Raw genomic sequence first — 12,836 nt, forward strand, 5'->3', positions numbered from 1 at the left:
AATCGAGTAGATGGCTCCGCCATCGTTAAATGACGGAGTACACCTCTCACACCACTGTACGTACGGGTCTCGTATACAGCGGTTCGTTAAGTTGTGGGGAGATTCGTTTGTAAATTTCGAGTAGTGAAACATAACCTCGTTTCTTCAATCTATCAACTGTAATTGTAGTTCCTAAAATCGGACTTTGCGCAACAGCCCATCCTCCCATCCTCGTTCGACTCCATGCATAGGCTTGATCTAGGTTTGTTCCCAGACGAATCAGGTTTTTCCTTTTTCGTTCGAGTTTCTTCCAATGATGCCAAATGCTGTACCTAAGTCTATTTCGCACCCAGCCATCGAGTTCATTAAGTTTGACGTGAATACTCGCCATACGGAAATTATTCACCCATCCTCTTTGGACTTCGTTGAGTTTTTGGATGCGTTCATCAAGACTCATTGGAGTGGTTTTTCGGGTGATGATTTTGAGCTTTTGCTTAAGCTTTTCCCAACTTTTCGGGGAAACTACCAGTTGATATTTGCCTTTTTCACCTTTCACATAGGTAGGTACAAAACCAAATCCTAAGATGATAAAGTTTACTGGTCTGCGGATTCCGCTTTTCTCCCTGTTGATGGTTAGCTTTAGTTTCTTTTTCAAGAAAATATAAATTGCATTACCAATCTTTCGGGCGGCTGCTTTTGTTTTAGCATAAATACTAAAATCATCGGCATAGCGAACAAACCGTAAACCTTGTTTTTCCAACTCCCTGTCCAGTTCATGTAACATGATGTTGGACAGCAATGGACTTAGTGGACTACCTTGTGGAACACCTTTCCTGCGTTTGACCAGTTTCCCTTTTATTAAAATCGGGGAACGCAACCATTTGCGGATCAGTTTTAAGGTATCTGGGCATTTGATCTTACGGTAAAGCAGTTGTAATAAATAGCAGTGGTCAACTTCATCGAAGAAGGTTTTTAAGTCAATATCTACAATATATTGATAGCCTTCGTTGATGTATCCCTGTGCTTTTAAGACTGCTTGGTGCAGGTTCTTGTTTGGTCTGAAACCATAGCTATAGTTGGAGAACTCAAACTCGAATCGTGCTGTCATAATTTGTAAGGCCGCTTGTTGAAGCATGCGGTCGGTTGCGGTCGGGATGCCTAATAGTCGCATCTTACCGTTTCCTTTCGGAATCTCTACCCCTAAAATGGCTTGTGGCAAATACTCCTTTGATCGAACTTTTACTGTCAGTTCATCCTTGTCGATTGACATTAGTTCTGACAGCTTTGTTACAGGCATGTAATCGACCCCAGCCGAACCGTGGTTCTGCTGGACTTTATACATTGCCCTTAACATGTTCTTTCTAGTTAGAATTCGTTCAATCATTTTAGTTTACATTCTTTCTTTCCCTGTTCCGCTTAACGTAAGGCTAGATCCCGATTTCTCGGGAAGCTTCCTTACAGCATTTGGAACAACTTAACGTTCAGTCCTTCCCAAACTTGTGAGACCTCTACATTATTCTATGCAGCTCGTTACTGTTTGGTACTATGACCTCTGCTGACTTCTTAGTTTATAGAAATACCGAATCTAGTCTAAGACCTCCCCAGGTAAGAGCATATTCCTTCCTCCAATTCCTGCGGCATCTACTATAAAGCGATTTTGGTATTCTTTGGACGTTACAATGATGTGCTTGCTTATCCTCGATAAATAGCCTCTTATGCCGTTTCTGTTCGTCAGTACCGGATTTTGTAGTCTCGCTTCCTTCAGTGCATTCCTCGCGGAAAACCACCTTGCGACTTACTAATGCTTCAAGACGTTACTCCTGTGCATAAGGGACTTCCCGCCTGAATGAAAGAGTTCATTCTTTCGGACAGGACACCCTCTGGAATTAACTACACTCTCTTTGGCTTTAATAAATTTAATTAGCAACTTTGCAATTTTTATCAATGCTTCCGAGAGTGTGTGACCTGCTCATGCTGGGCACACACACCAAATAAATTCAATGGCAATAACAGGGATTAGGATTAAAGTGATTTGGCCTTCCAGGAGGGTGATTGCCACTGCATTTATTCAGGAACGTGACCAATTTAAAGATAAGAACATTGCAAATAATATAATATGTTATAACTCGGTATTGATCTATAATTAATTCAAAAAATATTTATTATGAAAGGGAATGAAATTAGCAAAATCATCTTGATTATTTATGTATTTAGTTGCCCGTTTTTTTTAATTGGACAAGAGTCCAGGACTCAAAATAAAAATGATTTGCGTTTAGGAATAACAGAATTGGCAAGAGGAGCTATACATTTAAGTTATGAACGTAGCATCAATAATTATAGAAATGGAATTCTTGCATCCTACGAATTGACATATGTTAATAGGACAGATGAAGAAATAATAGGTTCTCTATTCGAACTTCAGTATAGATTTTATATTTTAAGATCCGATGATGCAGATATTTGTAAAATGAAATGGAATGGAATATATGTAACACCTGGAATAAGATATCGTGATAAGAAAATAACTGACTTTTATTATCATGATCAAATACAAAATTTAAGCTTTGATCTTTTAATCGGAATAAAATATATATTTCTTAACAGAATTGTTCTTGATATCAATTGTGGTGGATCTATTATTCATTCTGAAATAAAGACTTTGCGGTCATATCATGATTATAATTTAAATTTATTTAGTCCTGGATATTCTGGAATAGCTCCTATGGCTAATATTTCTTTTGGATTTAATTTTTAAAGGAAGTATTAGAAACTGGTCACAACAATATATAAGCTAAATGGCAAGTAAACAGTATTTTAGCCCGCCTGAACGGCATAGGAGGGCAGGGAATTTTGGACAGCCCACCAGAACGAATTCAGTCGGGCTGGGGATTTGGGAATGGTAAAAATTGCCATTTCGGTTATACAAAACGTTAAGTAGAATTATAATAGAGAATGATTTTAAAGTAGTGGAAATGATTAAAGAAACTTCAATAAAAAATACGAGAGTTAATGTAATAGTTTTGTTCATCCTTCTTGGTTTGATAAGTTGTGAAAAAAGAGAAATGCTTAGATATGAAAAGATAATCTCCAATGAATCGTCTGACACAATTAGTTTAGTAATCGTAACAAACTATATTGGATTTAGTTATGATATTTTTATAATTTATCCTGGAGAAAAGGATACAATTTTTGAAATTGAACGAGACATCTCAAATCAAGACTATCTATTAAGTTGTGTTTCTTTTTTTGATTCAATTAAAGTTAGTGTTTTTAGTGGAAAGACACTAACTAAAAGTATTAATAAGGAGGATAATTGGTATTCAGAGACCATAGAAAATAATTCATGTCTCTTTTCCTTTAACGATAGCGATATTAAGTAAAGGCTATCGGAATAATGCGTGAGGTTAGAAACTAATTTAGTGTAAAGTCTAATCTTTAACTTGTGTAAACTATGTGCCATTACGAACACATAAAGAAGTTTTATAGATTTTTCAAGTGAATTCGTAAATTTGTTTTAAATAAAAAAACAATGAATATTCAAACGGCCAAGCTAGAACTCCTTCAGCGTATTTTAAATACTGATAATCCTTCATTAATTGACATGCTTCTAAAATTAGTTAAAAGTGAAAAAGAAGATTTCTGGTTAACATTGTCTAAAGAAGAAAAAGAGGACATATTAAGTGGTATCAAAGAATTAGATAAAGGCGAATCAGTGGATTATGAAGATTTTCTAGTTGCAAAATGTAGATTTCACTATGATTAAAGCAAAAACAGGGGGTAACAATATATATAGCAAATAGTTTTTAAGGGGTTAAGGATTTTGGGATTAGAAAATAGAGATTAGTAAAACGATGTGCCTTAATAAACACAAAACATGTGCACAAGTAAAAAAATTAACATATAAACTCTTATAATCATGAATGAAGATAAAAGAGCTTTAACATTCGGATTTTACACAGCCATATCATTGGTAATAATAACAATTATTACATGGATATTTGCAATGAAAGCTATCCCTCCGGCAGGACCATACTGCCCAGGTGATTGTATGAATTATCCATTTAAGGATATTCTCTCATATTATCCAAGGGATTACAATTGGATGTATTTGGCAATTTTTCAGGTATTTGCGTATGTAATATTTATTGTATCTAATCACTTTACGACTCAGAATGGTAATAAATTATTTGGTTTTTTAAGTATTGCTTTTGCAATAATTACCGCCACAGTTTTATTGATTGCGTACTTCGTTCAATTTTCAGTTGTGCCCATGAGCATGATGAAAGGAGAAACAGAAGGAATTGCTATACTCACACAATATAATGGACATGGAATATTCATAGCGATGGAAGATTTGGGCTACATCACAATGAGTATATCGTTTTTATTTCTTGCCTTTATTTATACAAATAAAACTCGATTAGAGAAGAGTATTCGATTGATACTTATTTTCGGATTCATATTAATGGTTTTCTCATTTGTCTTTTACTCAATCAAATATGGACTAGATAGAAGTTATCGATTCGAAGTTGCTGCAATCTCTATAAATTGGATAACAACAATTACCATAGGAATTCTAGTAAGCATTCTTATAGGGAAAAGATTGAAAACAACATAATAATGGCAGCACCTAACACCAAATAAATATAATGGCAATAATAGGGATTTAGATTATACCACGATTTTTTATACTGACCGTTAACTAACATAATGAGAATAGATTATCAAATAACAATTAGTTTTCTAATACTTATATTAGTTTCATGTCATACTGATAAAGATAGACAGCCAGAACCGTTTTTAGAAACGAACGATAAGTTTGTTGAGAACACCCTTAGGTTTTCTGTAAATGAGCAAAACTTAAAAGCAAATCTTACAGATAGTGTAGTAATTTATTATCAGGCTGTGACAAACAACCACAATCCTAAAAATATTGATACTATAATGAGACTTATAACTGTGAATTCTTTAAGAGATGAATTTGAAATTTACAAGACAGTTGATAAGGAAATATTTTTTAGTGCAACAATTCGATCCAACCATATTAGTCTAAAAAATGATATACAAGTTGGTATGAGTAAGGAACAATTTTGTACTGTTATGAATCTAGAAACAGTTAGCAATGGAATTAAGATTTCCAACATAGCGCAGACATTTAATTGGGTATTTTATTTTAGCAAATCAAAACTAGATTCTATTGTTTATGATGGATATATAGATTAGAAAAATAATTGCAACTCGCTAATACCAAATAAGTTAAATGGCAAAACAAAGTAATATTTGGAATTTAACAGTGATTTGGGGATTGGATAATTGCTACTTCACTTAAAACAATAAACACAAAGGCAGGATCTAAAAACAGTTAGTAATCGGCCTCCAAACGCCCCGTACATCTTATCTTGAGATACCGACAACATTGCTTCCCCCCTTAATTGTTAACATCTATATTTCATAATATATGCCTCCTTCTCTATTTTTGATTTCCAACATTGTGGTCTTTGTTGGAACCCTTTCCGCCTTTCCCACCTTGTTTTTGTTACACCGAGAGGCAAGCTCTCATTAGAAAAATATTCATGACAAAAGCATCATTTGCCCAACTCCGCCTAAGCAGTGGTGAGGAATTTTTGGGCCATTCTTTTGGATATAAACAGTCTGTTGCTGGAGAAGTTGTTTTTAACACAGCCATGACTGGTTATCCGGAAAGCCTGACAGATCCTTCTTACAAAGGTCAAATATTGGTATTAACATACCCTCTTGTTGGAAATTATGGAGTGCCAGAACAATTGGTTGAAAACGGCTTATTAAAGCATTATGAGTCTGATAAGATTCACATTTCTGGCTTAATTATCTCAGATTATTCTTTCAAATATTCGCATTGGAACGCAAAGTTAAGCTTATCGGAATGGCTTACTGAAAACAAAATTCCGGCCTTATATGGCATTGATACTCGGGCGTTAACAAAAAGACTGAGAGAAGAAGGGAGCATGCTTGGCTCCATCGTAATTGACAACAATGTTCCAGAAACATATGATCCCAATCAAGATAATTTGGTGGAGCAGGTGAGCACAAAAAAAAGAATCGTTTATGGAAATGGAGCACACAAAATTCTACTGCTTGATTGTGGAGTAAAATATAATATCATTCGAAGCTTACTCGAACGAGATACAACTGTTATTCTGCTTCCCTGGGATTATGACTTTACAAATGAAGAGTATGACGGTCTGTTTATTTCCAATGGTCCGGGAGATCCTAAAAAGTGCACAGCTGCCATATCTAATTTGGCAAAAGCAATGTCCTCAGATAAGCCAATTTTCGGCATCTGCTTGGGCAATCAGTTGCTTGCCCTGGCATCTGGAGCTGATACATATAAACTTAAATATGGGCACCGAAGCCACAACCAACCCGTTTTGGCCTGTGGAACCAACAGGGCTTATATCACTTCTCAAAATCATGGATTTGCTATTGACAGTCAGAGTATTCAGGGTGACTGGGAGCCGTTATTTACAAATTTAAACGACAACACAAACGAAGGAATGATTCATAAAAGCAAACCTTTTATGTCGACACAATTCCATCCTGAAGCATCAGGTGGGCCAAGCGACACCATCTTTCTTTTTGATAAATTTATTGATACGATTAAGGAATGGAAAAACAGATAAAAAAAGTATTGGTGCTTGGTTCGGGTGCCTTAAAAATTGGAGAAGCTGGTGAGTTTGATTATTCCGGATCGCAGGCGCTAAAGGCTCTTCGCGAAGAAGGAGTCCAAACAGTATTAATAAATCCCAACATTGCAACTGTTCAAACTTCTGAAGGAGTAGCGGATAAGATATATTTTCTGCCCGTCACACCCCATTTTGTTGAAGAAGTAATTAAAAAAGAAAAACCCCAAGGAGTGTTGCTGGCCTTTGGCGGACAAACGGCATTAAACTGCGGAACCACGCTTTACAATAATGGAATATTTAAGAAGTATGATGTAGAGGTTTTGGGAACTCCTGTAGATTCGATAATTGAAACAGAAGACCGAGAAAAGTTTGCCAATAAACTACGAGAAATAAACATTAAAACACCTAAAAGCATAGCCGTTGGATCTGTAGATGATGCGCTACAAGCAGCCATTGAATTGGGCTATCCCATTATTATTCGTGCTGCATTTACCTTGGGTGGTCAGGGAAGTGGCTTTTGTGAAAACGAAAAGGAACTCCGATTGCTAGCAGAAAAAGCACTCTCCTACTCATCCCAAATTTTGGTGGAAGAGTCGCTAAAAGGCTGGAAAGAGGTTGAATACGAAGTAGTCAGAGATCGATATGATAATTGCATTACAGTTTGTAATATGGAAAACTTCGATCCGCTTGGTATTCATACCGGAGAAAGTATAGTGGTTGCTCCATCACAAACCCTGACCAATAGCGAATACCATAAACTTCGCCAATTGGCCATCCAAATAATCAGGCATATGGGCATTGTTGGTGAATGCAATGTGCAATATGCGCTCGATCCCGAATCAGAAGATTATCGTGTTATTGAAGTAAATGCACGACTATCCCGTTCAAGTGCATTGGCGTCAAAGGCAACCGGATACCCATTGGCATTTGTGGCAGCCAAACTAGCTTTGGGCTATGGTCTTCATGAGTTAAAAAATAGTGTGACAAAATATACTTCGGCCTGTTTTGAGCCGGCACTCGATTACATAGTGTGCAAAATTCCCAGATGGGATTTGAACAAATTTAAAGGGGTTTCTCACCAGATTGGAAGCAGCATGAAATCGGTTGGGGAGGTTATGGCCATTGGGCGCACATTTGAAGAGGCCATTCAAAAAGGGCTTCGCATGATTGGGCAAGGCATGCATGGTTTTGTGGGTAACAAAGGGATAGGCGAAGAAAGCTTGGATCAGCAATTGTCAGAGCCCACCGATATGCGTATTTTTCAAATTGCCAAAGCTTTGAGCCAGAACTATTCCGTTGAAAAAATATATGAACTAACAAAAATTAATCGCTGGTTTTTAGAAAAGCTTAAAAACATTTGGGACATCCGTAACGAATTGTATAGTCAAAAAAGTCTTGAAAAAACGGCTGACAGCCTCATCCTTCATGCTAAAAAAGCAGGATTTTCAGATTTTCAGTTGGCTCGACTCATATTAAAAAGCACAGATGAGCAAATTGAAGAAGATCTTAATATCGTTCGCAACTATCGAAAGGAAAAAGGAATTCTCCCCTTTGTTAAACAAATTGATACGCTGGCAGCAGAATATCCTGCACAAACAAATTATCTGTATTTAACCTATAGCGGAATCGAACACGATATTGTTTTTCATAAAGACAAACGGTCGGTTATTGTTTTAGGCTCAGGAGCCTATCGAATTGGAAGGAGTGTTGAATTTGACTGGTCGAGCGTGAGTGCACTAAAAACAGTAAAAAAGACAGGATATAGATCGGTTATGATTAATTATAATCCGGAAACGGTGAGTACCGATTATGATGAATGCGATCGTTTGTATTTTGACGAGCTGACTTATGAAAGGGTAATGGATATTGTTGAATTGGAAGAGCCAAAAGGTGTCATTGTTTCTACTGGTGGGCAAATAGCCAACAACTTGGCCATGCGATTATACGAGCAAGATGTATCCATTTTGGGCACATCTCCCCTGTCAATCGATAATGCTGAAGACCGACATAAGTTTTCCAGTTTGCTGGACAAAATTAAAGTTGACCAACCGGCCTGGCGCGAGCTGACAAGTATCAATGATATTTTTGATTTTGCTGACAAAACAGGCTTTCCCTTATTAATTCGCCCTTCCTATGTGCTTTCTGGAGTAGCCATGAATGTGGTTTCAAACAAAGAAGAATTGGAGGAATTCCTAAATTTGGCCACGCTGGTTTCCAAGCAATATCCCGTGGTTGTTTCTGAATTTATTGAAGAGTGTAAGGAAATTGAAATAGATGCTGTAGCTCATCAAGGCGAAATTGTTTGCTATGCCATTGCCGAACATGTGGAGTTTGCCGGAGTTCATTCAGGCGATGCAACCATCGTTTTTCCAGCTCAAAAAATTTACATTGAAACATCAAGAAGAATAAAGAAAATAAGCAGGGAAATAGCACGGAATCTAAACATTTCGGGTCCGTTTAATATACAGTTTTTAGCCAGAGACAACGACATTAAAGTCATCGAATGTAATCTTCGCGCTTCCCGTAGTTTTCCATTTGTATCAAAAGTTCTCAAAATCGACTTTATTGAAATTGCAACCAAAATAATGCTGGGAGAAAAATATGAAAAGCCCAGTAAATCATTTTTTGATTTAGATTATATTGGCATAAAAGCACCACAATTTTCGTTCTCGCGCTTGCACAAGGCCGATCCTGTTTTGGGGGTCGAAATGGCATCAACAGGAGAAGTTGGTTGTATTGGAGAAGATTTTTATGAAGTTATTTTAACCTCCATGCTGTCAGTGGGATATCAAATTCCCAAGAAAAATGTAATGATATCCTCAGGTCCGGCTAAATCAAAAACAGAACTATTGGAGGGAGTCCGGCTTTTGGTAAAAAACAACTACAATATTTTTGCAACCCGAGGAACAGCTGAGTTTTTGAAGAAAAATGATATTGACTCCACAATTCTTCACTGGCCTGATGATGAACAATCCCCCAATGTCCTGGAATATATCAAAGAACGAAAGCTGGACCTAGTGATAAATATTCCTAAGAACTTATCAAAAACAGAGCTGAACAACGACTATATCATCCGCAGAAGCGCAGTAGACTATAACATTCCCTTAATTACAAACGATAGACTTGCAAGCGCTTTCATTATTGCATTCTGTAAATACAAATTAGCAGATATTAGCATTAAAAGCTGGGATGAATTTAAATAGACCGCATTCTGGATTATTAATAATAACTTTATTAGGTAAAAAATACATCCCAATACAACAGGAAGAGCCACCTTGTTGATTTTTTACATACAACTTGTTTATTAATTAACTAAATATTCAGAAAAATGGATTTTCAAGACTATGCCGATAATCCCAAGAAGAGCAGAGCAGCTGTAATTATTGTTGTTGCAGTTATTTTTGGAATTATATTACTTTTCAAATCATCAATTACTATTAAGGCCGGACAAGCTGGTGTTTTATTTAAAACATTTAACAAAGGGGTTGTTACCGACAGAACTTTTGGCGAGGGCTTTCATTTAATTGCACCATGGAATAAAATGGTAATTTATGAAGTTCGTCAGCAGGAAATTATGGAGAAAATGGCCGTTTTATCTTCAAATGGATTAGATATTATTGTTGAAGCGTCAGTATGGTTTCAGCCTGTGCACAAAAATCTTGGATTTTTACATCAGGAAAAGGGTGTAAGGTATACTGATAATGTCGTTAAACCAGCAATCAGGTCTGTGACCAGAAGTATCGTTGGACGCTATACGCCAGATGAAATTTATTCATCAAAAAGAGATGCCATTCAATTGGAGATATTTGAAGAAGTACAGAAGATTTTGGCTACTCAGTTTGTTCAGATTAACGAAGTACTCGTTAGAGATATTACCTTGCCAACTAAAATTAAGCAAGCTATTGAAGACAAATTGAGCCAAGAACAGCTTTCTGAAGCGTATCAATACAAAATTACCCGTGAAGAGCAGGAAAAAGAAAGGATTAAAATAAATGCTCAAGGTAAAGCCGAAGCAAACCGAATCCTTAACGCTTCACTAACAGACAATATTCTCAAAGAAAAAGGTATTGAGGCAACTTTAGAATTGGCTAAATCAGGAAACTCAAAGATTATTATTATTGGCAATAGCGAAGGCTTGCCTTTGATTTTAGGAAACCAATAAGCAGCCAATAATCGTCATTGCGATCCAAAAAATGGATGAGAAGAGATCTCTTATGAACGCCATAAGTTTTCTAATAATGGCATGCCTAAATTTTCAGGCAAGCATCACTCAATTACATTTCATTGCAATGAAATAAACAAAAACACCCCATGAAGGTCTGAATTTATGACGACCCATGGGGTTTTATTGTAATAGCATGCCTTATATCAGCAAGTTTTTGCAGGAAAATGAGGTTTTAGAAGAATTTCGAAAGAGATTCAAGGACTTTCCAAAAGGGAAGGTTAATAAAACGGAATCTCCTGATTTTATTATTCGCGTTTCAAAAAAGAAAAGCGTTGGGGTAGAGCTTACTCAACTAACTGCTGACAAAATTGAGGCAGACCACTTCTTTGACAACCTGAAAGCGCTGCTGGATAAAAAAGAAGAAAAGCTAAACTTGTATAGGAAGAATATTCTTGACGAATACTGGTTAATTGTTTATTTATACTTGGGCGAAAACATCATTCCACAAAGCATCTTGAACAAAATAGAAGCTTACTGTTTTGTCACCTCTTTTACCAAAGTATTTCTATTCGATATAGATGGAAAGAAGTACTGGTTGTTGTAGGTTGGGCAAAAAAAATGGGAGCCAATGCCCCCACTCCTAACCAACCAATTATGAATAGAAAATCATATAACCCGAACTCCGGTTTATAAACTGATTTTAATGCCGGCATTAAATCCCATGAGCATTCTGTTGTTGTCATTGATCTCGTGTTCTAACAAGCTATAGAGAGGCTTGTCAAAACTTTCGGTATATCTGCTTTTCACCTGATGTGCGCCATTTACACTGGCCAGTATGCTAATCTTTTCACTTAAACGATAACCAACACCCAGTTCTATTTGATTTGTTGAATAATAATTGCGACCTATTTTACTGATAGAGGATGCTTCGATATTGAGCAATAGTTTGTCAGATAAATCAATATGGGTTCCAACACCCATTCCGCTTCCATAACTTGTTTTTGTTCCGGGATTGCAGGAAAAAATAAAAGATGTATAGAGTTTGGAAACGCCAATTTCAAAAGACAGATTTAAAGGATAAGCCGGATTGCTGCTTAACTCAAATGCTTGAAAACCTCCTTTGCGAACAATCGAGAGAAATCCAAAAGGTATGCCTTTCTCGATAGAATCGGCATAGTTTACAAAACCTAGTTGAGCTCCTTTTAGTTTTCCTGCAGTTGTATTGACAAAACCTATTTGAGCACCTTCAAGATTTTTAGCTGCGGTATTTACAAAACCAATCTGAGGCCCCCTTGAATGGTCAATTGCAGTATTAACGAATCCTATTTGTGAGCCTTGAAAATCCTTCAATGTAGTATTGACAAAACCGATTTGAGGCCCAACAATAGTTTTTAGGTTGATATTTACAAAGCCAATTTGTGCTCCTACAAATTTCTTTAAATTGGTATTAACAAAACCGATTTGCGATCCTTTAAATTCCTTTAGCGAGGTATTAATATAGCCTATCTGCATGCCTGTTGTTGATTTGATATTGCTATTGACAAAACCGATTTGACCACCTGTGAATTGACCGAAGGTGGTGTTCACAAAACCAACTTGTAATCCTGTGTGATTGCCACGAGCCACATTGAAAAAGCCCACCAGCGGGACATTAAAATTGTCTGGAACAACATTAAAAAAGAAAGTATACAGTACAATCTCATTCTGTTTTTCTGAAGATTGCTGGGCATGTGTTATGCTTCCTCCACAAAAGATTATCAAGCTAATTATTACAATAGATTTTTTCATTGTTTTGAGTTTTTCATTTTAATTTAACAACCCTAAGGACAATGAAAAAGGCTAAGGGTTGCAAATGGGTGAAAATTAATTCACTATGTCGATTAATTAGCAAATGATATTCTCAAGTATTTTAATATCTTGCTGCTAAATTAAAAACACTCTATTATGATCGTCTACGGTTGGGGAGAAAAGAAGCTTAAGACAGACCAACTTCGTTTAAGTCAGTGCCCATCATGCAATGAAAAAAAGGT

At 36.4% G+C, this 12,836-nt stretch carries 11 protein-coding genes; 9 read left to right on the forward strand and 2 right to left on the reverse strand.

The features are described 5' to 3' along the window. Window positions 1–46: 46 nt before the first annotated feature. Complete coding sequence (gene ltrA / locus HOG71_08940) at window positions 47–1,363, reverse strand: group II intron reverse transcriptase/maturase (GenBank protein ID MBT5990970.1); 1,317 nt, start codon at window positions 1,361–1,363, stop codon at window positions 47–49. A gap of 780 nt (window positions 1,364–2,143) precedes the next feature. On the opposite strand from ltrA, the gene HOG71_08945 reads away from it, so the two are divergent. The 9 genes from HOG71_08945 (at window position 2,144) to HOG71_08985 (ending at window position 11,410) form a co-directional block, all read left to right on the forward strand. Next, window positions 2,144–2,734, forward strand: a complete 591-nt coding sequence (locus tag HOG71_08945; protein MBT5990971.1) for a hypothetical protein — start codon at window positions 2,144–2,146, stop codon at window positions 2,732–2,734. A gap of 307 nt (window positions 2,735–3,041) precedes the next feature. Further along, window positions 3,042–3,359 (forward strand): hypothetical protein, encoded by a 318-nt coding sequence (locus HOG71_08950; GenBank protein ID MBT5990972.1) that lies wholly within the window; start codon window positions 3,042–3,044, stop codon window positions 3,357–3,359. 149 nt (window positions 3,360–3,508) lie between these two features. Then, the gene (locus tag HOG71_08955) at window positions 3,509–3,742 is read left to right on the forward strand and encodes a hypothetical protein (protein MBT5990973.1); all 234 of its coding nucleotides are present in this window, start codon (window positions 3,509–3,511) and stop codon (window positions 3,740–3,742) included. Between the two features lie 153 nt (window positions 3,743–3,895). Next, entirely contained in the window at window positions 3,896–4,597 is a 702-nt protein-coding gene (locus HOG71_08960; GenBank protein MBT5990974.1) for a hypothetical protein, read from the forward strand. Window positions 4,598–4,689: 92 nt separating this feature from the next. Continuing rightward, window positions 4,690–5,202 (forward strand): hypothetical protein, encoded by a 513-nt coding sequence (locus HOG71_08965; protein MBT5990975.1) that lies wholly within the window; start codon window positions 4,690–4,692, stop codon window positions 5,200–5,202. Window positions 5,203–5,552: 350 nt separating this feature from the next. Then, complete coding sequence (gene carA / locus HOG71_08970; GenBank protein ID MBT5990976.1) at window positions 5,553–6,638, forward strand: glutamine-hydrolyzing carbamoyl-phosphate synthase small subunit; 1,086 nt, start codon at window positions 5,553–5,555, stop codon at window positions 6,636–6,638. Further along, on the forward strand, window positions 6,623–9,844 hold the full coding sequence (gene carB / locus HOG71_08975) for a carbamoyl-phosphate synthase (glutamine-hydrolyzing) large subunit (GenBank protein MBT5990977.1): 3,222 nt from the start codon (window positions 6,623–6,625) through the stop codon (window positions 9,842–9,844). The genes carA and carB overlap by 16 nt, the downstream gene beginning before the upstream one ends. 125 nt (window positions 9,845–9,969) lie before the next feature. Next, entirely contained in the window at window positions 9,970–10,803 is an 834-nt protein-coding gene (locus HOG71_08980; protein MBT5990978.1) for a prohibitin family protein, read from the forward strand. A gap of 196 nt (window positions 10,804–10,999) precedes the next feature. Next, entirely contained in the window at window positions 11,000–11,410 is a 411-nt protein-coding gene (locus HOG71_08985) for a hypothetical protein (GenBank protein ID MBT5990979.1), read from the forward strand. Window positions 11,411–11,493: 83 nt separating this feature from the next. Here HOG71_08985 and HOG71_08990 read toward each other — a convergent pair whose 3' ends face one another. Further along, window positions 11,494–12,594 carry a hypothetical protein gene (locus HOG71_08990; protein ID MBT5990980.1) on the reverse strand — a complete coding sequence of 367 codons (1,101 nt, stop codon included), beginning with the start codon at window positions 12,592–12,594 and terminating at the stop codon, window positions 11,494–11,496. Window positions 12,595–12,836: the final 242 nt, after the last annotated feature.

The sequence above is a fragment of the Bacteroidota bacterium genome (genome assembly GCA_018698135.1).
Lineage (GTDB): Bacteria > Bacteroidota > Bacteroidia > CAILMK01 > JAAYUY01 > JABINZ01.

Coding starts and splice junctions, on each gene's coding strand:
- HOG71_08955 (MBT5990973.1), top strand. CDS start 3,509: ATGAATATTCAAACGGCCAAGCTAGAACTCCTTCAGCGTATTTTAAAT.
- carA (MBT5990976.1), top strand. CDS start 5,553: ATGACAAAAGCATCATTTGCCCAACTCCGCCTAAGCAGTGGTGAGGAA.
- HOG71_08965 (MBT5990975.1), top strand. CDS start 4,690: ATGAGAATAGATTATCAAATAACAATTAGTTTTCTAATACTTATATTA.
- carB (MBT5990977.1), top strand. CDS start 6,623: ATGGAAAAACAGATAAAAAAAGTATTGGTGCTTGGTTCGGGTGCCTTA.
- ltrA (MBT5990970.1), bottom strand. CDS start 1,363: ATGATTGAACGAATTCTAACTAGAAAGAACATGTTAAGGGCAATGTAT.
- HOG71_08980 (MBT5990978.1), top strand. CDS start 9,970: ATGGATTTTCAAGACTATGCCGATAATCCCAAGAAGAGCAGAGCAGCT.
- HOG71_08985 (MBT5990979.1), top strand. CDS start 11,000: ATGCCTTATATCAGCAAGTTTTTGCAGGAAAATGAGGTTTTAGAAGAA.
- HOG71_08945 (MBT5990971.1), top strand. CDS start 2,144: ATGAAAGGGAATGAAATTAGCAAAATCATCTTGATTATTTATGTATTT.
- HOG71_08950 (MBT5990972.1), top strand. CDS start 3,042: ATGCTTAGATATGAAAAGATAATCTCCAATGAATCGTCTGACACAATT.
- HOG71_08960 (MBT5990974.1), top strand. CDS start 3,896: ATGAATGAAGATAAAAGAGCTTTAACATTCGGATTTTACACAGCCATA.
- HOG71_08990 (MBT5990980.1), bottom strand. CDS start 12,594: ATGAAAAAATCTATTGTAATAATTAGCTTGATAATCTTTTGTGGAGGA.